Source organism: Cyanobacteria bacterium GSL.Bin1, from assembly GCA_009909085.1.
Taxonomy (GTDB): domain Bacteria; phylum Cyanobacteriota; class Cyanobacteriia; order Cyanobacteriales; family Rubidibacteraceae; genus Halothece.
The window spans coordinates 1-24,065 of record JAAANX010000200.1; the positions used below are offsets into that span (position 1 = coordinate 1).

Annotated in this window: 23 protein-coding genes and 1 pseudogene; 15 read left to right on the plus strand and 9 right to left on the minus strand. The window is 44.9% G+C overall.

The window, feature by feature from the left end; genetic code table 11:
- Positions 1-635: glycosyltransferase (locus tag GVY04_22920; GenBank protein ID NBD18881.1), on the plus strand; the 635-nt coding region annotated here is incomplete at its 5' end.
- 170 nt (positions 636-805) lie between these two features.
- Here GVY04_22920 and GVY04_22925 read toward each other — a convergent pair.
- The gene (locus tag GVY04_22925; protein NBD18882.1) at positions 806-1,063 is read right to left on the minus strand and encodes a DUF1830 domain-containing protein; all 258 of its coding nucleotides are present in this window, start codon (positions 1,061-1,063) and stop codon (positions 806-808) included.
- Positions 1,064-1,357: 294 nt separating this feature from the next.
- On the opposite strand from GVY04_22925, the gene gatB reads away from it, so the two are divergent.
- From gatB to GVY04_22940, 3 genes are all read left to right on the plus strand, one after another.
- Positions 1,358-2,845, plus strand: a complete 1,488-nt coding sequence (gene gatB / locus GVY04_22930; protein NBD18883.1) for an Asp-tRNA(Asn)/Glu-tRNA(Gln) amidotransferase subunit GatB — start codon at positions 1,358-1,360, stop codon at positions 2,843-2,845.
- A gap of 123 nt (positions 2,846-2,968) precedes the next feature.
- Positions 2,969-4,210 (plus strand): bifunctional ornithine acetyltransferase/N-acetylglutamate synthase, encoded by a 1,242-nt coding sequence (argJ, locus tag GVY04_22935; GenBank protein ID NBD18884.1) that lies wholly within the window; start codon positions 2,969-2,971, stop codon positions 4,208-4,210.
- A gap of 6 nt (positions 4,211-4,216) precedes the next feature.
- Positions 4,217-4,750: a Uma2 family endonuclease gene (locus GVY04_22940; protein ID NBD18885.1), complete on the plus strand. Its 534-nt coding sequence runs from the start codon at positions 4,217-4,219 to the stop codon at positions 4,748-4,750.
- A gap of 18 nt (positions 4,751-4,768) precedes the next feature.
- Here GVY04_22940 and GVY04_22945 read toward each other — a convergent pair whose 3' ends face one another.
- Entirely contained in the window at positions 4,769-7,096 is a 2,328-nt protein-coding gene (locus tag GVY04_22945) for a hypothetical protein (GenBank protein ID NBD18886.1), read from the minus strand.
- Positions 7,097-7,264: 168 nt separating this feature from the next.
- On the opposite strand from GVY04_22945, the gene GVY04_22950 reads away from it, so the two are divergent.
- The 5 genes from GVY04_22950 (at position 7,265) to GVY04_22970 (ending at position 10,732) form a co-directional block, all read left to right on the plus strand.
- Positions 7,265-8,560 (plus strand): threonine synthase, encoded by a 1,296-nt coding sequence (locus GVY04_22950; protein ID NBD18887.1) that lies wholly within the window; start codon positions 7,265-7,267, stop codon positions 8,558-8,560.
- Between the two features lie 84 nt (positions 8,561-8,644).
- Complete coding sequence (locus GVY04_22955; GenBank protein ID NBD18888.1) at positions 8,645-8,920, plus strand: molybdopterin synthase sulfur carrier subunit; 276 nt, start codon at positions 8,645-8,647, stop codon at positions 8,918-8,920.
- Between the two features lie 154 nt (positions 8,921-9,074).
- Positions 9,075-9,512 carry a DUF2996 domain-containing protein gene (locus GVY04_22960; GenBank protein NBD18889.1) on the plus strand — a complete coding sequence of 146 codons (438 nt, stop codon included), beginning with the start codon at positions 9,075-9,077 and terminating at the stop codon, positions 9,510-9,512.
- A gap of 275 nt (positions 9,513-9,787) precedes the next feature.
- Complete coding sequence (locus GVY04_22965) at positions 9,788-9,970, plus strand: hypothetical protein (GenBank protein NBD18890.1); 183 nt, start codon at positions 9,788-9,790, stop codon at positions 9,968-9,970.
- A 369-nt stretch (positions 9,971-10,339) separates the two neighbouring features.
- On the plus strand, positions 10,340-10,732 hold the full coding sequence (locus GVY04_22970) for a hypothetical protein (GenBank protein NBD18891.1): 393 nt from the start codon (positions 10,340-10,342) through the stop codon (positions 10,730-10,732).
- On the opposite strand, the gene bioF is transcribed toward GVY04_22970, so the two are convergent.
- The gene (gene bioF / locus GVY04_22975) at positions 10,733-11,890 is read right to left on the minus strand and encodes an 8-amino-7-oxononanoate synthase (GenBank protein NBD18892.1); all 1,158 of its coding nucleotides are present in this window, start codon (positions 11,888-11,890) and stop codon (positions 10,733-10,735) included.
- 72 nt (positions 11,891-11,962) lie between these two features.
- Here bioF and GVY04_22980 point away from each other — a divergent pair, with 72 nt between their 5' ends.
- The 4 genes from GVY04_22980 (at position 11,963) to ureC (GVY04_22995) (ending at position 15,442) form a co-directional block, all read left to right on the plus strand.
- The gene (locus tag GVY04_22980; GenBank protein NBD18893.1) at positions 11,963-12,814 is read left to right on the plus strand and encodes an urease accessory protein UreD; all 852 of its coding nucleotides are present in this window, start codon (positions 11,963-11,965) and stop codon (positions 12,812-12,814) included.
- A gap of 22 nt (positions 12,815-12,836) precedes the next feature.
- On the plus strand, positions 12,837-13,139 hold the full coding sequence (gene ureA, locus GVY04_22985) for an urease subunit gamma (protein ID NBD18894.1): 303 nt from the start codon (positions 12,837-12,839) through the stop codon (positions 13,137-13,139).
- 8 nt (positions 13,140-13,147) lie between these two features.
- On the plus strand, positions 13,148-13,459 hold the full coding sequence (locus tag GVY04_22990; GenBank protein NBD18895.1) for an urease subunit beta: 312 nt from the start codon (positions 13,148-13,150) through the stop codon (positions 13,457-13,459).
- Positions 13,460-13,723: 264 nt separating this feature from the next.
- Positions 13,724-15,442 carry an urease subunit alpha gene (gene ureC, locus GVY04_22995; GenBank protein ID NBD18896.1) on the plus strand — a complete coding sequence of 573 codons (1,719 nt, stop codon included), beginning with the start codon at positions 13,724-13,726 and terminating at the stop codon, positions 15,440-15,442.
- A 230-nt stretch (positions 15,443-15,672) separates the two neighbouring features.
- Here the strand turns inward: ureC (GVY04_22995) and GVY04_23000 are convergent, their stop codons facing one another.
- The 3 genes from GVY04_23000 to GVY04_23010 form a co-directional block, all read right to left on the minus strand.
- The gene (locus tag GVY04_23000; protein ID NBD18897.1) at positions 15,673-16,710 is read right to left on the minus strand and encodes an LptF/LptG family permease; all 1,038 of its coding nucleotides are present in this window, start codon (positions 16,708-16,710) and stop codon (positions 15,673-15,675) included.
- Positions 16,711-16,891: 181 nt separating this feature from the next.
- Positions 16,892-17,728, minus strand: a complete 837-nt coding sequence (locus GVY04_23005; protein NBD18898.1) for a hypothetical protein — start codon at positions 17,726-17,728, stop codon at positions 16,892-16,894.
- A gap of 58 nt (positions 17,729-17,786) precedes the next feature.
- Positions 17,787-17,981 carry a hypothetical protein gene (locus GVY04_23010; protein NBD18899.1) on the minus strand — a complete coding sequence of 65 codons (195 nt, stop codon included), beginning with the start codon at positions 17,979-17,981 and terminating at the stop codon, positions 17,787-17,789.
- Positions 17,982-18,259: 278 nt separating this feature from the next.
- On the opposite strand from GVY04_23010, the pseudogene ureC (GVY04_23015) reads away from it, so the two are divergent.
- Together ureC (GVY04_23015) and GVY04_23020 are read left to right on the plus strand one after the other, a co-directional pair.
- Positions 18,260-18,694: pseudogene (gene ureC, locus GVY04_23015) on the plus strand (urease subunit alpha).
- Positions 18,695-18,750: 56 nt separating this feature from the next.
- Positions 18,751-19,611, plus strand: a complete 861-nt coding sequence (locus GVY04_23020; GenBank protein ID NBD18900.1) for a DUF541 domain-containing protein — start codon at positions 18,751-18,753, stop codon at positions 19,609-19,611.
- Between the two features lie 59 nt (positions 19,612-19,670).
- Here the strand turns inward: GVY04_23020 and GVY04_23025 are convergent, their stop codons facing one another.
- The 3 genes from GVY04_23025 to GVY04_23035 form a co-directional block, all read right to left on the minus strand.
- Complete coding sequence (locus GVY04_23025) at positions 19,671-21,233, minus strand: CPBP family intramembrane metalloprotease (GenBank protein NBD18901.1); 1,563 nt, start codon at positions 21,231-21,233, stop codon at positions 19,671-19,673.
- 347 nt (positions 21,234-21,580) lie between these two features.
- Positions 21,581-22,219, minus strand: a complete 639-nt coding sequence (locus GVY04_23030) for a histidine phosphatase family protein (GenBank protein NBD18902.1) — start codon at positions 22,217-22,219, stop codon at positions 21,581-21,583.
- Between the two features lie 101 nt (positions 22,220-22,320).
- On the minus strand, positions 22,321-24,065 hold a 1,745-nt coding region (locus tag GVY04_23035; protein NBD18903.1), incomplete at its 5' end, for a phosphoketolase.

Consider the following 24,065-nt stretch of genomic DNA (forward strand, 5'->3'; position numbering starts at 1 on the left):
AAGTGGTTTATAACGGGTTTGATCCGAAACTCTATCAAAGCAGTGAGCAACAGCGAATTCAAATGAGAAACCACTTGGGCTTAGAGGAACAATTCGTTGTCGGTCATTTTAGCCGCTTATCCCCTTGGAAAGGACAACATATCTTGATTGAAGCGCTTGCTGATTGTCCGGATCCTGTGACCGCTCTTTTAGTTGGCGATGCACTATTTGGTGAGCAAGACTACGTTCAGCAATTGCATGAGCAGGTTACTAAGTTGGGACTAGAGAAGCGCATTCAATTTCTCGGCTTTCGCTCTGATGTGATTCCACTCATGTCAGCCTGCAACCTCATTGCCCATACCTCAACCGCTCCGGAACCCTTTGGACGCGTTATTGTTGAAGGTATGCTGTGCGGGCAACCCGTAATTGCAGCAGCAGCCGGTGGCGCAACCGAATTAGTAGAACCAGAAAAAACCGGATGGTTATTTTCCCCTGGGAATTCTCAGCAACTTGCCCAATTGATTACAGCTTGTCAGCAAAACCGCCAACAAACTGCAATCATTGCTCAAAATGGCCAAACTCAAGCGAGCCAATTCTTTCAATTGGCAGCAATTAATCAGCAAATCTCCGAGCTGCTGTCTGAGGCACTAAGATGATACCGGTAAAGCTCAATTAAAAAGCCGTATTCTTGAATTTATTGATGATTGCCATGCCATGATGGCTCAAGCTTTTTGCTGGATTACCGAAGGTAAGGCTTTGAAGCAATAATCAACAGTAGGTTAACTTACGCTCAGGCTACTATAAGGGCAGGGATTTTATCCTTCTGTTAACACTCATCAATACAAAGTTCACGGCAGGAAATTGTATCTTCACGAATCGTTCCTTGATTAGGAGAATGAATTTCTAAAACTGCCTCTTCTGGGGCTTCAAATAAGAAACGTTGTGCCGGAAAAACAACTTTTTCCAAATACCAGTTCGGGATATTACTAATGCGAGCAATAATGACTTGATTACGGTTGTTAAAAAAGTGACACAGTAACATAGTTTTCTTGTTTTCTAAAGGTTGAGAGGCAATTGTAGTCATCACTAAAAACTCCTAATTTAAAAGATTAAGATTATATTAAAGTTACAAATGGGAGGGGGATGATTTTGATCCCCATACTCTTTAAGTTAACAGAAACAAATAAAACTTAAAATTTAACGATATACAACGTATTAAACCTTAATTAACTCTCGTCAAGCCTCTATCGAACAGAAGAGAAATCGCTTTTGCAGCGAAATTTCCCACGAGAACGATACAATAGAGAGCACTGTAACTAAAGAATTGTTACCAATCCCCTTCCCTTAGTTAGGATGTTTTTTTTGCCACGGAGGTTCCATGACAACTGCTGCACCCGCAAAAACCCAATACGAAGCGGTCATTGGTTTAGAGACTCATTGTCAACTCAACACTGCGACGAAAATTTTCAGCCCCATTTCGACAGAATTTGGTGCTCCTCCGAACACAAATGTTTCCCCAATTTGTTTGGGCTATCCGGGGGTGTTACCCGTATTAAACCAAAAAGTACTGGAATCAGCGGTAAAAACCGGGTTAGCTCTCAATTGCCAAATTGCACCCTATAGTAAGTTTGACCGCAAACATTATTTTTATGCAGACTTACCGAAAAATTACCAAATTTCTCAGTATGATCTCCCCATCGCGGAACACGGTTGGTTAGAGATTGAAATCGTGGAAAAACCGGGAAGTGAGCCCGTTCGGAAAAAAATTGGCATTACGCGCTTGCATATGGAAGAAGATGCCGGAAAACTGGTTCATGTCGGTAGCGAGCGTCTCTCGGGATCAACCCATTCCTTAGTTGATTTTAATCGAGCGGGGGTTCCTTTACTCGAAATTGTCTCTGAACCCGATATTCGTACTGGCAAAGAAGCAGCAGAATATGCTCAGGAGTTACGCCGGATTGTTCGTTATCTGGGAGTGAGTGATGGCAATATGCAGGAAGGGTCGCTGCGCTGTGATGTGAATGTTTCGGTGCGTCCTGTTGGTAGTGAAACGTTTGGCACGAAAGTTGAGATCAAAAATATGAACTCCTTCAGTGCCATTGAAAAAGCCATTGACTACGAGATTCAACGGCAAGTGAAAGCCATTGAAAATGGGGAGGAGATTAGCCAAGAAACCCGTCTTTGGGAGGAAGGAAGCCAACGCACGATCAGTATGCGCAGTAAAGAAGGATCAAGCGATTATCGTTATTTCCCAGAACCGGATCTCCCCCCGATTAAAGTGTCGAAAGCTCAGTTAGAGCAATGGCAATCAGAACTACCGGAACTACCGGCTCAAAAACGGCATCGCTATCAAGAGGAGTTGGGTTTATCGGCTTATGATACCAATGTTTTAACAGACGATCGCGCTGTCGCCGAATATTTTGAAACGGTAGTTGCCAATAAAGCGGATCCCAAACAAGTCGCTAACTGGGTGACCCAAGATATTGCCGCTTATCTGAATGAGAATAAGCTCAAAATTACTGAACTGCCTTTGACACCCAACGGGCTGGCAGAATTAGTCAATTTGATTGACCAAGGAACCATCAGTGGCAAAATTGCCAAAGAAATTCTTCCAGAACTCCTCACGCAAGGCGGTTCCCCGAAAGCATTAGTGGAAAGTAAGGGCTTAACCCAAATTTCCGATAGCAGTGAGTTGGAAGGAATTATTGATCAAGTTTTAGCCGATCATCCCGAAGAAGTTGAAAAATATCGTGGCGGTAAGAAAAAACTGCAAGGCTTCTTTGTCGGTCAAGTGATGAAACGCACGAGTGGACGTGCGGATCCAAAATTAACCAATCAACTCCTAGGGAAGAAATTAAACGGTTGATCACTGCATATCAAGGATGACAGAGTAATATAATGACCAGTTAGGTCAAGAGTAGAGAGAAGAAGAAGGGAGTTGAACTCTGCTCTCACTCTGTCTCCCCCTTGCCCCGATTTGAAAATTAAAATGAACGATTATCAAGTGATCCCCGGTGGAGTAACTGCGCCCAAGGGATTCCAAGCAGCAGGGATTACAGCCGGTTTAAAAGCGTCTGGACAGCCAGATCTCGCTTTAATTGTATCTGAAACCAGCGCGATCGCGGCTGGCGTTTTTACCACTTCCCAAGTGCGAGCCGCTTGTGTGGATTATTGTCGGCAACAACTGCAAAAAAAAGGCTCAGCACGGGCACTTCTCTGTAATTCTGGACAAGCCAATGCCGCAACCGGCGAACAAGGTTGGCAAGATGCCCTAGAAACGGCTCAGTTATTGGGGCAAGCCCTGAAAATTGAGCCGGATGAAATCTTGCTTGCTTCCACAGGTGTCATTGGTCAACGGATGAAGATGTCTGCTTTTCGGGACGGCATTTCCCCCTTAGTAGCCGCCTTATCAGAAACGGGCAGTGATGATGCAGCGCAAGCGATTCTCACCACTGACTTAGTGACCAAATCAATCGCGCTGGAAACCACGATTGCGAATCGTCCGGTCCGGATTGGGGGAATTGCTAAAGGGTCAGGGATGATTCATCCGAATATGGCAACCCTGTTAGCGTTTATCACTTGTGATGCTGCAGTTGCCACCCCCCTCTGGCAAGAAATGGTACAACGGTCAGCCCAGCGCAGTTTTAATCAGATTACCGTTGATGGCGATACTAGTACCAATGATGCTTTGATTGCTCTGGCGAATGGTCAGTCTCGCACCCCAGCCATTACAGAAAAAGGGAAAGCTGCCGAGGAACTCGAAGCAATGCTGACTAGCGTTTGTCAACACTTAGCTAAAGCGATTGCTCGGGATGGAGAAGGCGCAACTTGTTTAATTGAGGTTCAAGTTACCGGTGCCCCTGATGAAAGTGCAGCGCAGCAGGTGGCAAAAACCATTGCGGGGTCTTCTCTGGTGAAATCAGCTATTTTTGGGCGCGATCCCAACTGGGGAAGAATTGCCGCAGCAGCCGGACGCGCAGGGGTTCTTTTTGAACAAGACCATTTAAAGATTAAGCTCGGAAATTTCTTGCTTCTCGAAAAAGGTCAACCCGTAAACTTTGATCAAGCAGCAGCGAGTGATTATCTCAAACAAGCCGCAAATGGAGCCTACTTAAAAGAAGATACAGTTCTCATTCAGGTTGATTTGGGGGCGGGAGAAGCAACAGGTCAAGCCTGGGGGTGCGATCTCAGTTATGACTATGTCCGCATTAATGCTGAATATACCACTTAGACTGTTATGTACTCAGCAACAGAAAGTTCCCTGAAAGCATTTCTAGCGCAACCCAATATCGAAGCATCTCCCGCTTGGGAATTAATTAATGGGCGGACGATACAAAAACCCATGCCCACTTTATTCCACTCTCGACTCCAACATAATTTGGTCAACTACATTAATCTGCATACCGAGGAATTGGAGGCAATTCAAGAACTACGGTGTATCATTCCTCCTTATTCGCCAGTTCCAGATATTGCGGTTATTGCCTGTTCAAGACTGCCAGAAGAAGATGGACCTTTTTCCGGTGCGCCAGACTGGTTGATTGAGATTCGTTCTCCTGATCAAAGCACTCTTGATTTGCAGAGTAAAATTCTCCACTGTCTTAACCATGGCACTCAACTGGCTTGGTTGATTGATATCAATCGCCAGCAAATCTGGGTTTGGCAAGGGGATGATTTACCCTCGATCTATTCTGAAGCACAGCTTCTCCCCACCTTGGGCAATTTACCCGAATTGAGGGTGCAAGATGTCATGGCAATGACACAGCGCTCCTAAAACCACTAGCAGGGCAATTTACGCTTTTAAAATTAAATGGGTTGCCCAAATCGCTGCCACTAAAGCTAAGAGAGTCAGCCAAATGGGATAACTAGCACGGATTGATTGACGCTGATGGTTCGTGATCCGCTCAACATCAATCCAAGGAATAATTCCCCGGCGCAGCCACCCCGATACAATAACTGGCTGTCCAATCCATTCATTAGGACGAGGAAACCCAGGGAGAAGATTACCTATGATTCCAAGACGAGAAGAAAAATGTAAGAAAATACTTCCGGTTTCCGTTTGCAAGATTAAATCTTGTCCCAACCCATTACGGTTCCCACTGCGTCCGATTAATTGACCACTGATCCGCAGAGAATGGACGGCTTGGGGATGCTTAATTTGGGTTAACCATTGCGCAAGGGAAGGATTATTGTTTGCACTAGAAATTTTGATATTGGGGAAATAATGATTGGTGCCAATAATAATAGAAAGACTAAAAATAAATAGAATACAGGCGGTTAGAAAGGATTCAGTGTCGGCAAACCAAACCAAGGTCAAAAGATTGAACTGCTCACTTAAAATACCAATGATCCAAAAGGCGAGCCTTAAAAGAATGCCGAGACTCACGCCAATATACAGACTCCTTTGGAGTAGCGGTAGAACTTGATAAGCACTGACGAGTTTTTGCAGTCGCTTTCCTAAGCTCTTTTCCGGGGGATGGGGTGGGTCGAGATCTAATTCTAAAGGAACTTGATACTGTTGAGCAAAACGGAGTAAGCTGACAGCGCGATCGCTGATCAGAGGATGAGTGTGCAGGCCGTTCAGTTGATGGCGATACGGTTGTGAACTTTCCCAATTTAAGAGGGTTTCGAGGGAACAATGAGATAATAAGCTGCCTAACGATAATCCTTGACGGTATCCAATGGGAAGTAAAGGATTAAAACTTTCCAACAGCCAAGGGGTTTGTTCTTGCTTTTCAATTTCATCGTTCATTCCCTCAGCTACTTTAATTAAACCTCTTACTTTGGCATTGGGATCTCCAGTTAGAGAAACCGAAAAATAATCTCGGTAAGAGTGTTGAATGTGAAATAACCCATTTAAGGGGAGTTTCCAGAGGGCATACGCTAAGTAGAAAAACTGTGCCAGGTAAGCACTACTGTTACGAACAAACGGTGGGATATCGCACCAGATCCAGTTTGGAATCAAACGAGGCGCTTTTTTCGGTAAGAATTGATAGAACTTTTCTCCCCAGTCGGAAATTTGATAGTAAAGGGTATAAGGAACTTGTAACAGCGCGATCGCGCCAGAAACAAGAAATAAAGGCGAAGATCGAATCATTGCTATCTCACCAGCTAATAACGTGATCACTTCTTCCTCATTCAGTTGCTTAAATAATCCTTCACTAATAATGATGCGAGCATTTTTAGGGCGTTGTCCGTAGCTAAAAATAACCGGTACAGTTGTGGGTAAAAGTCCGAAAGTGGGTAACGGGATTTTTTGCTGGCGACAATAAGTTTGTAAGAATTTGGCAGCCGCTGGACAACGAGTGGTTATTTTGTAGAGAGGAAACGGCTGACAGTGATAAACCATTTTCAGTAAAAGATTAAGTAGCGTTCCCGAAAAGAGAAACACAATGCCAATAAAAATTAGTAGCGTCACTGTCGGATCGCGATAAAAAGGTTGAAAAGGACGAATACTAGGCAACTCAACCAACAAAGTATTGGTTGCGCTCATGAACAGTTGAATCGAGAAGTCAAAGACGATCCAAAATGCAATTAAACTGATTAAAATTCGTCGCCAGAACGGAGAAAAGGAAGGGCGCTTTAGCGGTTTCCAGTTTTTCGGTTTCGGTGCATTGCGCCATTCGATTCGACTCGGCGGAAGTGAGGGGGGTTCGGAAACAGTTTCTGCTTTGGCTTGAGTTTGAGCAACTGGGTTGAGGTGTCTCGGCTGCGGTTGAGACTGACCAATGGTCGCAGCAGGAGAGGCATCTTCTTGATCAGCTGAAGTTTGTTCTGTTTTTGCTTGAGAAATAACAGGAGAGGGTGGCGTATCGGCAACAAAACCCGTTAGGTTTAAGTTACTTTGAGCTTGCTGAAATTGATTGAGCTGTGTCGTTGCCCAAACTTGATCTTTGACAGCACCTGTCTGTTGGATTGCTTGACAGATCCGAATCGCTTCTTGGCTGTTGCCATTGTGTTCATAAGCAGAAACGAGTAACCGTTGCGCAGCAGCCAAAAGACTAGAATCGGTGGTATTGTCGCAGACAGCTTGCAAGTGCGCGATCGCGCTTTCGTAATCGCCTGTGGTTAAAGCCTTTTCTCCCGCACGTAACCCTTCTTCCTGTGATGAAACACTCATCTGTTTTGCCTCAGTGATCTCATTACTCTCAATTATAGGAAGAGTGCCCCCTTGCTGGGTTGCTAGCCACTCAATTTAATCCCGACTTTTTTAGTCGGGTTTAGTTGTCGGCGCGATCGCGCTGTGTTAGTATCGAGCGAATTGAAATGTAAAAAGGAGAGAAAACCCATGGCTCTTGCAACTGAAACCGCCAATGCCAAACCCACCTACACCAAATTAGTTTCCAAAGAAGGCGGCACTGAGTACGATTTACAGCCCCTCCACGTTTGCGAAGAAACTTTTGCCCCTTTAGAAGTTGCTTATGACTACGACGCCATTCGCGCTCAAGTCAGCCGGGAAAGCATTGCCGCAGGTCCCAAGTCCATTTGGCGTTACAAACCCTTTTTACCCGTTACAGGCGAGGTCATCGATGTGGGCACTGGCATGACCCCCTTAATTAAGTCCAACCGCTTAGCCCGTCGCTTAGGCTTAAAAGAGCTTTATATTAAAAACGATGCGGTGAATATGCCCACCCTGAGCTTTAAAGACCGTGTTGTTTCGGTTGCCCTGAGCAAAGCGAGAGAGTTTGGCTTTTCTACCGTTTCTTGTGCCAGTACCGGCAACCTTGCTAACTCAACAGCAGCGATCGCAGCGAGTGCAGGTCTAGAATGTTGTGTCTTTATTCCTGCCGATCTCGAAGCCGGGAAAGTTTTAGGAACTTTGATTTATAACCCCACTGTCATGGCGGTCAAAGGCAACTACGACCAAGTGAACCGTCTCTGTAGCGAAGTGGCTAACGGTTATGGCTGGGGGTTTGTCAATATTAACCTTCGTCCCTACTACTCTGAAGGCTCGAAAACACTGGGTTACGAAGTGGCTGAACAACTCGGTTGGAAACTACCGGATCATGTGGTTGCGCCCTTAGCTTCCGGTTCTCTCTATACAAAAATTTATAAAGGCTTCCAAGAATTTGTAAAAACCGGGTTAGTCGAAGATCAATCCGTTCGTTTCAGTGGGGCGCAAGCCGAAGGCTGTTCTCCCATTTCCCAAGCCTTTAAAGAAGGACGTGACTTTATTACGCCGGTTAAACCCAACACGATTGCGAAATCCATTGCGATTGGTAACCCAGCCGATGGCGTTTATGCCTTAGATGTTGCCCGTAAAACAAACGGCAATATTGAAGATGTCACCGATGCTGAAATCATTGAAGGCATTCAACTCTTAGCCGAAACCGAAGGAATCTTTACTGAAACCGCTGGCGGAACCACCATCGCTGTTTTGAAAAAACTCGTGGAAGCCGGCAAAATTGATCCCGAAGAAAGCACCGTTGCTTATATCACCGGTAATGGACTGAAAACCCAAGAAGCAGTACAAGGCTATATTGGCGAACCCTTTGCCATTGACCCCAATTTAGATAGCTTTGAGCGCGCTTGGCAACGGTCTCGCACCCTTGATCGTCTGGAGTGGCAACAAGTGTTAGTATAATTTCTTGTCCCTCTTGGCAAAGTGGTTAACACTCAGTAACCAAGAGAAACCCTTCAACTCATTACCGATAAATTTCAAAAACCAATGAGCGTCAAAGTTTTAGTTCCGACAGTTTTACAAAAATATACTGACAACCAAGCGGTTCTCGAATGCAATGGCAGTAGTGTCAAAGAATTAGTGGAAACCCTCGAACAAAGCTATCCTGGCTTCAAAGGGCGGTTGCGGGATGATGAGGGAAAACTGCGTCGCTTCCTCAACTTCTACGTCAATAGCGAGGATATCCGCTTCCTGGAAAACGAAAAAACCTCTTTGCAAGATGGGGATGAGGTGAGTATCGTGCCCGCCGTTGCCGGGGGATGAACCGTTAAGATATCAGTGAAGAGGAATTCAGGCAATGCTTGTTCGCGTAAAGGATCGCGCGTGAACATAATCAAGTTGCGCGATCGCGAGTCCTCTCTCACTTCCGATTAACAAGACGAAAAAGATTAAGATATCGTTATTTGAGTTAAGGTCTATGTCTGAAGAAGAAAAGTCTAAGCAAGGCAGCAAATCAGGTTCCTCTGCCAAGAAAAAAGAAGAAGAACCCCCAATTGAAGATAAACCCTTTCCGGAATTTATCGAGCAACATTACGAACCCGCGCTGAAAGAAGCCTTAAGCGAACAAGGGATCAAAGATTTAGAACTCGAATTTAAAAAAGAGCAATTCCCTCTTCCTGGCGCTGATGAATGTTCTCAAGTCATTGGTCGCTGGGATGGGGGAAAACGTCGTTTTAATGTTTATTTTTTAGATGACGATATCAGTGGACAAAAAGCATTTTCTTATACAGCCAGTGATTCTCCTCCCAGTACCATTGAGTCATTTATGATTGACGAGCGTAAAGTGAACCTAGAGTTACTCGTGATGTACACTGTGCAGCGCTTAAATGGACAAAAATGGTTGGCTCGTAATTAAACCGCTCCTGTCAGTACTTAGCCCACAAGATCTGCGAGATGGGGGATTCTATCTTTGTGGAAGATCTTGATGATCGTACCTCTGCTAAAGGAATGTTTCGGAAGCCGATGCTTGATGCCGGATTTGGTCAGTTCCGGAGCTTTCTCAAGTGGGTGTGCTAGCAAAGAGGGAAGTTCTTTGCAGAAGGAGATGCCAGACAGAGGAACAAGCCAACAATGTCCGAACTGTGGAATCGAGTGGGATAAAGACTGGTTGGTTTGTTGGCATAACTGCGAGTGTGGCTACTCAAAAATAGGGATGTGGCAGCCGCCGAAGTAATCCGGAACCAAGGAATAGAAAATCGCTTCCCCGTGGGCTACGGGGAACGGAAACTGCCTTCTGAAAAGTCCTTGTCGCTCGGGGTTTCCCTAAGCGATTATACCGGACGCAGCGTACCGTACTGTCGAGGCAATTGCTAGGTAAGTGCTACAAAGGAAAGCCCAATCGTGAGCTTGGGAAGCTGATACTCAATCAGAGATTACGGAGTCGGAGGATGCCACTCCATAGATATAAGTGGATCTACACAAAAAAATCTGCTATAGTAAATCGCAAATGATCGTTGTGCTTTTAGGGAAAAATAACTACCACCTCAATCGTTTTTGCGAAATAAGACATAGATTGTTTACACCTTTATCAACAACTGTCGAGTTATTCATCGTTTTAGCACATTTCAGTCACGCTGTTTATGTAATTTTCTAAAAATAAATTAATGATCTAAGTCACTTTTTGGTAATATATAAATTAACTTAAGTTGGATACAGATATCATTAACCCTAGGAGAATAAATCATGCCGAATAAACGCAGTCGTTATAACAAGACTCCCAAATTCTACTGTCCGTATTGCGGAGAAAGACTATGGCGTTCCGGCAGTAAGAAGCACCATATTTATTACGAAGATGCGGCTAGCATTAAAAAAAACGTTGGTATGTCCAGCAAAAAAGCGAAATTTATGGAGATGAAAGGGGTGTATGTTGATAGTAATTCTTGGCTAGAGCAATTTTTCTGTCGTGAAGATAGTCACGTATGGATGTTAGTTTCCAAGCGTGAGAATGGCACCTATCAAGCAAGGCTTGCCGAACCTCATCACTGGAAACGATCAACTAATACTATCGATCCCGATCATCCTAATCCTTCGGTTAGCGAATATACCTATCGTGCTAGCCGAGGACGACGAGCTTAATTAAAGTACAGCCAGCAATTGATCGACTAAATACTGTAGATGCTCCGGTTGATGAGTTGCCATTAGAGAAATCCGAATGCGACTAAAGGGAACAGTTGGTGGACGAATTGCCGGAGCAAAAATCCCTTTCTGTTGTAAGTTTTCTGAGAGTTGTACCGCTTCTCGGGGATGATCGAGACGAAGACAAAGAATCGGCGATTGCGACGGAAGTAGCGGTAAATCAGCAAGGGCATTCTTTAAATACTGGATATGATGCCAGAGTTGCTGACGGCGGAGCGGTTCCTCACGGACAATCTTAATCGCAGCAAGAGCGGCAGCAGTATCTGCAGGAGACAAGCCGGTGGTATAAATCCAACTCGGAGCGCGATTGCGCAGAAACTCAATTAAGGGTCGAGAACCGGCAACATAACCCCCAAGACTGCCCAAAGCTTTACTCAGGGTTCCCATTTGAATAAGGGCGCGATGACTGCAATTAAAATAATTAACACATCCGCCACCATTTTCTCCCATCACTCCTGTAGCATGGGCTTCATCTACTAACACCATTGCTTGATACTTGGCAGCGATATCCAATAATTCTGGTAGCGGACAAATATCCCCATCCATACTAAACACAGTATCGGTGAGGATGAGACAACGTCGATAAGAAGCGCGGTAAGTGCTGAGTTGCTGTTCTAAATCTTCCAAATTGCAATGCTTGTAGTCAATGACTTTCCCCCCAGTCAAAACGGCACCCTTTTTCAGACTGGAGTGATTATATTGATCCGCTAGAATCAAATCTCGCAAACCCACAAGGGCAGTAATTGTTCCTAAGTTCGCTAAGTACCCTGAACTAAACACCAAGGCATCTTCCGTTTGTTTCAGTTGCGCGATCGCGCTTTCCAACTCACTATGAAGGGGACGATGTCCACTGAGTAACCGCGAACCTGTACTACCCGTTCCATAGCGCTGAATGGCTGCCGTTGCTGCTGCAATTAAACGTTCATCTCCCGCTAATCCCAGATAGTCATTACTGGCAAAATTAAGTAAGGATTGTCCTTCCACTTCAATCACAGGACCAGGAGAACTTTCAACATTTTTTATGGTGCGATACCACCCGGCTTTCTCAATTGTTAAGAGCGATTTTTCAATCCAATCATATGCAGAATTTTCGACCATTGACTTAATATAACTACTGATTGCTATCGTTATTTGATATCAGTTAAAGTTGATCCCTTTTTAAGTCATTTAATGTTAAAAACTCCAATTCAGACCACTTCCCAATGGCATGGTGTTCTTAAACTTGCCTATCAACAAAAGGATAATCAGACAAAACCAATAGAAACTTACGCGCAAGCACCCTACAAACTCCAGCGTCCATTTTATCCCGAAGGAGAACAGACCTGTTATAGCACAATTCTCCATACTGCAGGGGGGATGGTCGGTGGGGATCAACTTTCCCAGTCCATCCAGTTACAACCTGAAACTCATGCGGTGATTACCACTGCAGCAGCCAGTAAAATTTATCGCAGTAATGGCTTAACGGCTGCTCAAAAGATCAACATCAAAGTGGGAGAAAAAGCTTGCTTAGAATATCTTCCTAGAGAAACTATTATCTTTAATGGCGCAGAATATCAGCAACAGTTACAAGTGAATCTTGCTTCTACGGCAACTTGGTTGGGTTGGGAAATTGTCCGGTTTGGCCGTTCAGCCAGAGGCGAACAGTTTTTGCAAGGTAATTGGCGATCGCGCACGGAAGTTTGGCAAAATGGACAGCTCATTTGGGTTGATTGTCCATACTTACCAGGCGGAAAAGCGGTTTTACAAAGTCCGCATGGTTTAGCGGGTTATCCGTTAATCGGCACCTTAGTCTGGTTAGGCAAGCCTGTTTCCTCAGAAATGCTCGCGCAAGTGCGTCATTTGTGGGATGAAATGGAAACCACAGGAGAAGCTGGCACAACCTCCTTAATGTCAGGAGTGTTGTGTCGTTATCGCGGAAATTCTCGTGCTGAGGTGATAAACTGGTTTACTAATCTTTGGCGGCTCTTCCGTCAATGGGACGGAAAACAAACCCCTGTTACGCCTCGGGTTTGGCAGGTTTAATTATGCAGTTATTTGTTTTTCTATGCAACTTTCACCTCAAGAAAAAGATAAATTATCTATTTTTACCGCAGCATTACTTGCGGAACGACGCAAGGCAAAAGGCCTGAAACTCAACTATCCCGAAGCCGTTGCTTATATCTCTGCCGGGCTGCTAGAAGGGGCACGAGAAGGGCGTTCCGTTGCTGAATTAATGAGTTATGGCAAAACTTTACTCACCCGCGATGATGTCATGGAAGGGATTCCGGAAATGGTCGAGGAAGTCCAAATTGAAGCCACCTTTCCTGATGGGACAAAGTTAGTTACCGTTCACAATCCAATTGTTTAAGACAAATCATGATACCAGGAGAAATGCAGATTCAAGCCGGAACAATTGAACTGAATCAAGGTCGTCGTTTAATGACGATTACGGTTGCTAACAGCGGCGATCGCCCCATTCAGATCGGGTCACATTTTCACTTTTATGAGGTGAATCCGGCGTTACAGTTTGACCGCGAAGCAACCAAAGGGATGCGTTTGAATATTCCAGCAGGAACCGCCATTCGCTTTGAACCTGGAGATGATCGGGAAGTGGAGTTAGTCGCGATCGCGGGTCGTCGAGAAATTTATGGCTTTAATGGCTGGGTCAATGGGAAAGTTGATTCCTAATGCTGGTCATTAGGGCAAACTCGCTTGCCAAGCCTTTGGTAAAATGAAAGCCAATTAACCCCAGAAGAGGGATAATGCGTAGCTGAAACAAAACCGGAACGCCACATCAGAAGACTGCTCAAACGAGGGATTGATTCTGATTTTCTGCCGTTTGTTAGGGGTTATAGCCTTAGAAGTGATTTCCAATTTAATTACACTCCAGAAAGCTCTTTTTTGCGGCACTTCCCTTAAAATTTGATTGGAGATTCAAGAACCCATTCAATTATGAGTTATCGCATGGAACGGCAAGCCTACGCCGAAACTTTTGGTCCCACAACCGGTGATCGCGTGCGTTTGGCAGATACAGAATTATTCATTGAAGTAGAACAAGATTTCACCACTTATGGCGAAGAGGTAAAATTTGGCGGTGGCAAAGTGATCCGCGATGGCATGGGACAATCCCCAATTTCTCGTGCGGAGGGCGCAGTGGATGTGGTGATTACCAATGCTCTGATCCTGGATTGGTGGGGAATTGTGAAAGCGGATGTTGGGATTAAAGACGGTCGCATCTTCAAGATTGGCAAAGCTGGCAATCCCTATATTCAAGATAATGTCGATATTATTATTGGTCCCAGTACCGAAGCGGTGGCGGGGGAAGGGATGATCTTGACTGCTGGGGGAATTGATAGCCATATCCACTTTATCTGTCCGCAACTGATTGAAACCGCGATCGCGTCTGGCATTACCACGATGTTTGGCGGCGGAACCGGTCCGGCTACGGGAACTAATGCCACTACCTGTACCCCGGGATCTTGGAATCTCCACTGGATGCTACAAGCTGCCGAAGCCTTCCCGGTGAACTTAGGCTTTTTTGGCAAAGGCAATAGTTCCCAACCCCAAGGACTGGAAGAACAGGTCGTCGCTGGGGCGATGGGCTTAAAACTCCACGAAGACTGGGGAACCACACCTGCTGCCATTGATACCTGTCTTTCAGTGGCTGATCGCTATGATGTCCAAGTTGCCATCCATACTGATACGCTCAACGAAGCGGGGTTTGTGGAAGATACTATCAATGCTTTTAAAAATCGCACCATCCACACCTACCACACAGAAGGCGCAGGTGGGGGTCACGCCCCAGATATTATCAAAGTTTGCGGTCAGAAAAATGTTCTCCCCTCTTCCACGAATCCCACCCGCCCTTACACCACGAATACCCTAGAAGAACATCTGGATATGCTAATGGTCTGTCACCATTTAGACCGCAATATCCCGGAAGATGTGGCATTTGCTGAATCGCGGATTCGTCGAGAAACCATTGCCGCAGAAGATATTTTGCATGATTTGGGGGCATTTAGCGCGATCGCGTCCGATTCCCAAGCGATGGGGCGTGTCGGGGAAAATATTATTCGGACTTGGCAAACCGCCCACAAAATGAAAGTGCAGCGAGGCTTACTGCCTTCACCGGAAAACAGCAGTGAAACTCACGATAACTTCCGTGCCAAACGCTATGTTGCCAAACACACCATTAACTCTGCGATTATGCACGGCATTAGCCATGAAGTGGGTTCCATTGAAGAAGGGAAACTGGCAGACTTGTGCTTGTGGAAACCCAGTTGTTTCGGCGTCAAACCGGAAATTGTCATGAAAGGGGGCGCGATCGCGTATGCGCAAATGGGAGATGCCAACGCCAGTATTCCCACTCCACAACCCATCGAAATGCGTCCTATGTTCGCTAGTTATGGACGCGCCATTGCTAGTACCTCTCTCACCTTCGTCTCCCAAGCGGGAATGGAAGCCAACCTTGGACAACAACTGGGGTTAGAAAAAACTTTAGTGCCTGTTCGTAATACCCGCCAGATTGGGAAAGCTGAGATGAAACTCAACGCTGCCCTTCCTAATATTGAAGTAGATCCAGAAACTTACGAAGTGCGGGCGGATGGGGAACTTTTAACCTGTGAACCCGCCACGACTTTACCGATGGCGCAGCGGTATTTTCTGTTTTAAAGCTTCCTAGGGAATTAACTTGGGCTGGCTCAAAAAAGTAGCAAACGCTGTTGAGATGAGGCGTTTAGTAATGGTTTCCCCCTGGTTGTGAAAAATCTCCCTCTCACCTTTGCCTCTTCTCCCAAACTCCACTCGCCAATTGTGACTGATTCGGTGATTCCTACCGATCTCGGAGGGGGGCACATTTCCCAATTACTCTTAACAAAGATTGCAACTTCTAGTTGTTCAGACTAAGTCTTTCGTATCAGGTAATACCCCCCGAAAATCAATCCTACTAAGTTCGGCATCCAAACACTCAAAACGATAGGGATCATACTCCATGCACTTAAATATTTAAGAAGAAACTGGAGTAAATAATAAGCCGAAACAATTATAAGAGCGATTCCTAAGCTATTTGATTTCCGTCTGACGTCTGTAGTAATACCAATAGAAGAACCTAAAAAAGCAAACATACAGCAAGATAAAGGTAAAGCGTATCTTTCTTGAATACTAATTTTTAACTTTTTAATTTTTTTAATTTGCCCCGTAGGTTTAATAATGCCCAATTGTTGATAGAGCTCAAGAAGATTCATCTCTCTATGATCTCGATAAAAGTTGGCATAGTCAAGAATTTTTTTGGTGAACTGAAGAGGCAACTTGTCAAAGCACTTAACTTGTTCATATAAGTCTTGGGAATTAATCAGATATTGACATCCCTTTAACAGTTGCCATACCTGCTGATCTTCATTCCATTCTGCTTGTTGAGAAACGATAATTTCTTGTAAGTTTTGATGATGATATTTGAGTAAATAAACTTCCTGCATTTGCTGACCGTCAAATCGATCAGCAAAAAATAAAAACTGCAAATTAGATTGAGATTTCTCCGTTTGATATTGTTGATAAATTAAGTTCCGATTATTATATTTAGCTAACTGGGCTCGCTCGACATTCCATTCTTTTTCTAGAAGCATCGCTGCTTTGTAATTAGCAGGAGGTACAATGACTTCTTGGAAAATAAACATCATTCCTGCTATTACCAAACTAATTAAAATAACGGGACTAACGATTCTAAATGAGTGAACGCCCAGACTACGTAGAGCAAGAATTTCATTCTTAGCGGAAAGGTTACTGTAGGTAAACAGCGCTGCGGATAAAAGAGTAAAAGGTAACCCTAAGGTAATAAAAGCGGGTAACTTAAATAAGTGTACATAAGCAGCAACCGAAAAGGGTAAACTATCACGAGTGACAAACTTAACTTGCTCAAACGTAAGACCAACCACTTCTCCCAAAGTTGTATAAACTGCTAAAAAAAAATTAGAGGAAAGATTAATTGTTTGAAAAGGTAGCGATCCAACAATGAGATTTTTGAGAACATGAGTTAACTTTGTCTTAGTAAGGTGGATAATCCCCACCCTACCATTTACTTCAATTATGAAACGGCCTTACCTCAATATTGGGTGGAATGCGAAGCTAAGCGTCTGCTACGATAGCGTAATCCCCAGTTTCTCCAGGGGTCTCTGTTTCAACAGAGAGTCCGTAAGAAATACCGTCTTGAATGTCAAAGTCAAGGAAAGTGACTTGATATGTTATGTCACCTATTTCCTGTTCCTGTGATGGTGTCGCAGAATCAATAACTTCACCGGTTTCATTATTCAGCAGAAAAATAACAGGATTAAAGTCATTTGACACTACACCTACCTCTACCGTATCTCCGAGATTTAATCCGAAATTACCAGCAGCGATTGGTTGACCTAATATTTCATCAATGTCATCGAAATAATACTTTTCATCTTCATTGCCATCGCAACAGTAGAAAGAGTCATCCGTAGAAATTTCTTCGACTAGACCACGGTCACTATCAACATCTATCTCATAGTCGTTAACAAGATTAGGATTTTGTGTCTCTAATTGTAGGAAATAGTCATCTCCTGGTTGTACAAAGAGACTACCAGGATTCTCTAGGAAATCAATTCCCAAATCGTCTGCTATATCAGCGACACTTACACGATCGTTACTTTCTATAACTCCACTTCCAATTACTTCTTCCTGTTGAAACTGTTGGTCCCCATTTTTATCGATACCGTAAGAAATTTCGACCGTTCCATCAAGTACGGTTCTTTCAGTAAAGATATCATCAAACAAGTCTAGACTTTCTAGAATAGAATCTTCTACCTCTCCTAGTAAACCCGCATCTTTAGGCGGGGCAGTGAAAAGATAAGTATCTGAAGGATTGTCTTGATTCAGCGTACCCTCTAGTTCAAAGAAAAAGCCTGTGCCGAGATTGTCTGGATTTTGATTTGTACTCATGATTAATCACTCCTAACTTCATAAATTACTAAAGAACAAAAACAACAATGAAGTGAGACTAAAGGTTCTCTCTTTCTTGACAACGCTCTTCGTCAGTTGGACATTCCTCCACCTCAGGAGAATCATCGTTGTCATCGTCGCCATTACTCGAACCGTTGCCACTACAAGCATTAGTCAGCACAACGAGACAGAGTAATAAGAGAAGTTGAAAAAAGCTGAGAGAAGAAAATTTCCGGTTTGCGCTTCTAGCCATCGATAAATTACCTCACTACCGTAAAATCACTCAATTAATTAAGTGATTAAAATCAATTTACTTCCTCAAGGCTACCAACGATAAATAAATCTGTAAAGTGATTTAGAGCAACTTTATTTCATAGAAATCTAATAAAAACCTAATCCCCTCTCTCATAAAGAATTCATACAAAAATGTTTTTAATCACTTCAGTCTAAGATTTTTCTCATCAGGACACTGAAGTTGATTTTTGTTGTCGTGAGTAGGCAAGCACATTCAGCGCGATGATTCCTAGAAGACTAGAAGAAGGGAAACTGGCTGACTTGTGCTTGTGGAAACCCAGTTGCTTTGGCGTGAAACCAGAAATTGTAATCAAAGGGGGCGCGATCGCGTATGCGCAAATGGGAGATGCCAACGCCAGTATTCCCACTCCACAACCCATCGAAATGCGTCCTATGTTTGCTAGTTATGGACGCGCGATCGCTAGTACCTCTCTCACCTTTGTCTCCCAAGCGGGAATGGAAGCCAACCTTGGACAACAACTGGGGTTAGAAAAAACTTTAGTGTCTGTTAGAAATACCCGCAATATTGGGAAAGCTGAGATGAAACTCAACGCTGCTCTACCTGAGATTGAAGTGGATCCAGAAACTTACGAAGTGCGGGCGGATGGGGAACTATTAACCTGTGAACCCGCGACAACTCTACCTATGGCACAACGATATTTCTTATTTTAGGGTTTTCTGTTGAGTTAATTTCGATCATTTCCCAATTAACTAAGGTCTGTCACTCCATGCAATTAACCCCATATCGCTTTCCCTCTCCCTTAATTGTGATTGTCTCGACTCTCTTCTGGACAAGTCTGACTAGTATTGCCAGTGCTACCCCCCTTGCATCAACCGTTTTGGAGAGGGAAATGATTTCCTCTGGTGATCATCAGCTGCCTTTAGAGCGCAATCGTCAACTCGCTCAATTGTTTTACCCAAAACCCAGCGAGAATCAAACGATTCAAGTGATTGGAATTGGTGAAGCTAGCCAAAGCGCTGATCGCGCTGCTTTTACCATACGTTTTACACCAAAAGGAGACAGTCCTTCTTCTTTAGAAGGGATGGGAGTCCCGATATCGATGGCAGACCTTGAACCCTTTGTTGATGCTTTAAAGGCGGAAGGGATAGCGGTGAGTGAAACCCAAATAGCACAATCAAACCCGCAGATGTTGCCATTTCCACTTCCAGGGAACTCTGATTCAGATGGTACAGCGATTATGGTCTCGCTTGAGAATCCCCAACCTGAAGATCTAGACAACGTAATAGAGATCATTCGGACTGTAGAAAAACAGAGTGATCGCTTGAGTTTGAAAACAGCTGAGGTACAGTTCGAGTTAGACAACTGCACTGGGCTAGAGCAAGAAACCTATCAAGCAGCAGTGAAGGATGCCCAAAATCGAGCCCAAGCCATTGCTGACTCCATTGGAGCTACCCTTGATATCCCTGCGGTATCAGAACCCTTTTATTCCCTTGCCTTACCCGGTTGTTCGATAAAAACGTTCTCCTTTTTAAATGAACCGCAAACCTACGAACCCGGCATGGCAACAGAGTTGCAGATCACTCGTCAACTCTTTTTCACCTATCCGATTACTAAAGCATTGCAATAGCAGAAATTGTGAACAGGTTGCGGCACCATACCATTTGACTGCCAACTTTATTTAGGGATTTAATTAACCCCACTTCCTAAGACAAATAAACTGAGTAACGTCCCAGTATTCCATAAACTGTGAACGATCATTGAAGCGAGAATATTGCGCGATCGCGTATACACGATGCCTAAAACTAAACCTAACGCCGTTAACGGTAAAACTTCCGATAAGCTCAAATGGGCAATAGAAAAGAGCAAACTACTCAAGACAATTGCGCCCCACACGGGAAAGTAGCGGGTGAGAGAGGGGAGAAAAAAGCCGCGGAAAATCATCTCTTCAAACAGAGGTGCAGCAATGGCAGCAGTGCTAAAAAAGATCAACAGCGCGATCGGATCTTGGGCTTTTACCGCCAAAAATAAGAGAGGATTACTGCCCCCTTGTCCTTGCCAAATTTGCTGGTTCACAATCGAGATAATTACAACTAAAGGAATTGCCGCTAAATAGCCCCCAATTCCCCAAACCAGCCAGTTATTGCCCCTAAATTGAAACCAACCTTCTGGCAGCGGTAAATAATCACGGATGGAAAAATAAAGGACGGTTAGCCCCCCTGCGGTCATTAAAAAATAGGTTACTAAGACAAATAAAGCCTTCCCCCGAATTGCCCAACCCGTAGGATTAATGCCAGCAATGCCAATCACTAACGGCAGTAAAATTTGACCAATAAAGAAAAAGCCGACCACTAAAACTTGCCAAGTCACTTCCCAATTCCAAGGCGTTTCCCACTTCACATCGGCGTTGGTTGCTAGCACAGCGTCTTTCCCTTGAATCAGCCATTGGCTGAGGAAGAAAAGTAATAAACCAAAGCCAATTAAGCCGCCAATTAAGGGTAAACCCGTCACAATTCCTAACTTGAATAGTGCCCGTTCTGCTTTTTCTTGCCGCGTTGCTTGCAGAGTCGTCAGTGCGGTTTGATTCTCTTCTAACTCATACAGTCGGCTGAGGGCTTCATCTTGAAACCAACCATCGAGACCATTTTTGATTTCGGTTTCTGCGGTATCTGCAATTTGCGGGGGGGTTTGCCATAATCCAGACAACATACTAGCAGTACGAGAAATTTCTTGAAAGCGAGAGCTTTCGGAAAACTCCTGTTGTACTCCTTGCCAAGTTTTTAATGCAGTTGTAATGTTGCCCTGTTTCGCTTGTAAAATCCCAATTTTTAACTCTAATTCAGCAATAAAACCATTAAGTTCTTGAATCGCTGCTGTTAACTGCTGTTGCTGCGGGGACAAATCAGGGACTTGCGCAAGACTTATCTCTGAGGTATCACTCAGTAAACTCTCTCCTGACAATTCTTTTAATTGTGCTTTGAGATCTGAGCGTCGGCTTTTAGCAAACTCTAACGTTTCTTCATACTTTTGCTGGGCATCGGCATAGGGGGTTTCTCCTAATACCGCTTGGGAAGATAGCTGAGAATTTTCACTGCCAGTATCTAAAGCAGTAACATGCAAGGCAAGATTAACTTGGTATAGTTCTAATCGTGCTTGAATTTGCGGCTGGGAAAGGCTACTCCCTAAAGATAGAATAATTTTACCCACTGCAAATAGGGTCAGGATAATTAAGATAAAGCGTTTCAGGGTCATACGATCAACGATTGTGGCAAGGGGCTTCCCACCGATTGTAACTGATACGGAGGATAGAGAAGGAGATGGGGAGAGGGGAGAAAAGAATCAAAACCGACCACTGACTGTTCAATTTTCCGACCTCGATTTGAGCAGTGATGCGGGTCTTCTCCTAGCATTTCAAGCCGAAGAACAGGTACAGATCTTCCTCAAACCCCATACGGCTGATATCGAGGTAGAGGTCTAACTCGGGATGATAGTACAACCAGTCTTGATAACGTTGCCAGAGAGCAGTCTTGTCCATAGTGATTCTTAACTAATTAGCGATCGCGCAAAAAACAGAGTAATCAATTGTGAGTCTTAAAAATTCAGGCTTCGGGTCGATCGCGCAAGGGAGAAGGAAGATGAGCGCGATCGCCCAACCGTTGCAGTAAGGGCCCATGAATATCAAACTTGACAATACTAAGGGCAGATACCGGCATAAAAATGCGATCGCGATAGCGACCCAAATCAATGCCTAACAAACTGCACAGCAGAATCCGAATCGTCGCCTTATGAGACACCACCAGCACCTGACCATCCGGATACTTTTCCTCAATTTCCGCAATCACTAAAGCCGCCCGACTCGCCACTTGCACCGCCGTTTCCCCACCCGTCGGCGGATTCCAAGCCGGTTCGGTCAACCAACTAATATAATCATCAGCATAAAGCTCTTTCACCGTCTCCGGCGTCTGATCCTCCCATTTGCCGTAGTTGAGCTCTCGAATCCCCTCGCGCAATTGCATTTCCAACCCCGTTGCCTCACACAGGGGTTTTGCTGTCGCGATCGTCCGTTTCATCGGACTAGCAAAAACCGCACGCCAAGGAAGGGAACGGTAAGCCTCCGCAAAAGCTTGCGCCATTTCCAACCCTTCTGCCGTCAATTCCGGATCCAGGACTCCGCAATATCCTCCCGTTTGGCTGTGGGTGGTCTCACCATGACGTAGAAAATATAAATGTAAACTCATTTCTTTTCCGAAGCAACTGAACAACATCAATCAGGAAAGGGAGAGTTGGTTGTGGGTTCAATCTTCCCCCAGCCATTCTCTCCCCAATCACGCGCTAACGATTAAGAACGGGAACTATCATAAGGCCATTTCCAGTTGACAATCTCCGGTTGATCTCGTCCTTCTTCAAAGGCATAGTTGAGATGCTCAATAATTTGATTCTGCATCCGTTCTTTGACATAAGCAGCAGCCGAACGCAGTTTCGGCACCCGTTCAATCACATCAATCACTAAATTAAAGCGATCAATCTGGTTTCGGATCGCCAATTCTAACGGCGTATTAATATTGCCCTCTTCCTTATAACCGCGCACATGAATCCGATCTTGATTGGTGCGTCGGTAAACCAACTTGTGAATTAACCAGGGATAACCATGGAAATTAAAGATCACTGGCTTATCCGGGGTAAACAGATCATCAAAATCTGTATTGGAAAGACCATGGCTATGTTCTTGTTCGGACTGCAATTTGTAGAGATCCACCACATTAATGAAACGGACTTTTAAGTGAGGAAATTCTTCCCGCAGAATCGCGGTTGCGGCCAGAGATTCCATCGTCGGAATATCCCCACAGCACGCCATCACCACATCCGGTGCATCCGGTTCCGTTCCACAATCGTCATTACTTGCCCATTCCCAAATGCCAATGCCTTTGGTGCAGTGTTGAATCGCTTCTTCCATGGTTAAATACTGCAAGTGCATCTGCTTGTCGGCGATGATGACATTGACGTAATCGGTACTGCGCAAACAGTGATCGGCGACGGAGAGGAGACAGTTGGCGTCTGGGGGTAAATAAATCCGAGCAACATCGGGACTCTTATTCGTAACTAAATCAATGTAACCGGGATCTTGATGGCTAAAGCCGTTGTGATCCTGTCGCCAGACCACCGAAGATAAGAGGATATTCAAGGAAGCAACTGGCGCGCGCCAGGGAACCTCATTTTTACAAATATCCAACCACTTGGCGTGTTGGTTGAACATGGAATCTACCACATGGGCAAAGGCTTCATAGGTGTGGAACAGACCGTGGCGACCGGAGAGGAGATACCCTTCCAGCCAGCCCTGTAAGGTATGCTCACTCAACATTTCCATGACGCGACCGTCCGGCGAGAGTTCACTGCCATCGGCATCTTCGGGGAGGTAGTTCGCCAACCAGGTTTTCTTACTCACTTCATAAATTGGGTGCAGACGGTTCGATGCGGTTTCATCCGGACCAAATACACGGAATTTGGTCAGATTTTTCGCCATCACATCCCGGAGAAAATACCCCATTACTTTGGTATTTTCCACTTCGACGGTTCCGGGCTTGGGCACTTGCACCCCATAGTCGCGGAAGTTGGGAAGAGACAACTCTTTACGAACGACACCCCCATTTGCAATCGGATTAGCACTCATCCGGCGCTGACCGGTTGGGGCTAATTCTTTTAGTTCTGGAATCAGGGTGCCGTTCTCATCAAACAGTTCTTCGGGCTTGTAGCTTTTCATCCATTCTTCCAGCAGCTTAACGTGCTCGGGATTGCTGTGCATTCCGCCCATGGGAACTTGGTGTGCCCGCCAGAAGCCTTCCACTTTATGACCGTCCACCTCTTGGGGACCCGTCCACCCTTTCGGGGTGCGTAAAATAATCATCGGCCAACGCGCCATTTTCGCTACGCCACTGGTCCGCGCTTCGGTTTGAATACTGCGGATTTGGTTGACACACGCTTCGAGGGTGGCTGCCATCTTTTGGTGCATCTCTTCTGGGTCTGACCCTTCCACAAAGTAGGGGGTATAACCATAGCCCCGGAAAAGATACTCTAAGTCTTCGGGGT

Excerpts from the sequence above, each read along its gene's own strand:
- GVY04_22925 (NBD18882.1), bottom strand. The coding sequence starts at position 1,063 with ATGACTACAATTGCCTCTCAACCTTTAGAAAACAAGAAAACTATGTTA.
- gatB (NBD18883.1), top strand. The coding sequence starts at position 1,358 with ATGACAACTGCTGCACCCGCAAAAACCCAATACGAAGCGGTCATTGGT.
- argJ (NBD18884.1), top strand. The coding sequence starts at position 2,969 with ATGAACGATTATCAAGTGATCCCCGGTGGAGTAACTGCGCCCAAGGGA.
- GVY04_22940 (NBD18885.1), top strand. The coding sequence starts at position 4,217 with ATGTACTCAGCAACAGAAAGTTCCCTGAAAGCATTTCTAGCGCAACCC.
- GVY04_22945 (NBD18886.1), bottom strand. The coding sequence starts at position 7,096 with ATGAGTGTTTCATCACAGGAAGAAGGGTTACGTGCGGGAGAAAAGGCT.
- GVY04_22950 (NBD18887.1), top strand. The coding sequence starts at position 7,265 with ATGGCTCTTGCAACTGAAACCGCCAATGCCAAACCCACCTACACCAAA.
- GVY04_22955 (NBD18888.1), top strand. The coding sequence starts at position 8,645 with ATGAGCGTCAAAGTTTTAGTTCCGACAGTTTTACAAAAATATACTGAC.
- GVY04_22960 (NBD18889.1), top strand. The coding sequence starts at position 9,075 with ATGTCTGAAGAAGAAAAGTCTAAGCAAGGCAGCAAATCAGGTTCCTCT.
- GVY04_22970 (NBD18891.1), top strand. The coding sequence starts at position 10,340 with ATGCCGAATAAACGCAGTCGTTATAACAAGACTCCCAAATTCTACTGT.
- bioF (NBD18892.1), bottom strand. The coding sequence starts at position 11,890 with ATGGTCGAAAATTCTGCATATGATTGGATTGAAAAATCGCTCTTAACA.
- GVY04_22980 (NBD18893.1), top strand. The coding sequence starts at position 11,963 with ATGTTAAAAACTCCAATTCAGACCACTTCCCAATGGCATGGTGTTCTT.
- ureA (NBD18894.1), top strand. The coding sequence starts at position 12,837 with ATGCAACTTTCACCTCAAGAAAAAGATAAATTATCTATTTTTACCGCA.
- GVY04_22990 (NBD18895.1), top strand. The coding sequence starts at position 13,148 with ATGATACCAGGAGAAATGCAGATTCAAGCCGGAACAATTGAACTGAAT.
- ureC (NBD18896.1), top strand. The coding sequence starts at position 13,724 with ATGAGTTATCGCATGGAACGGCAAGCCTACGCCGAAACTTTTGGTCCC.
- GVY04_23005 (NBD18898.1), bottom strand. The coding sequence starts at position 17,728 with ATGAGTACAAATCAAAATCCAGACAATCTCGGCACAGGCTTTTTCTTT.
- GVY04_23010 (NBD18899.1), bottom strand. The coding sequence starts at position 17,981 with ATGGCTAGAAGCGCAAACCGGAAATTTTCTTCTCTCAGCTTTTTTCAA.
- GVY04_23020 (NBD18900.1), top strand. The coding sequence starts at position 18,751 with ATGCAATTAACCCCATATCGCTTTCCCTCTCCCTTAATTGTGATTGTC.
- GVY04_23025 (NBD18901.1), bottom strand. The coding sequence starts at position 21,233 with ATGACCCTGAAACGCTTTATCTTAATTATCCTGACCCTATTTGCAGTG.
- GVY04_23030 (NBD18902.1), bottom strand. The coding sequence starts at position 22,219 with ATGAGTTTACATTTATATTTTCTACGTCATGGTGAGACCACCCACAGC.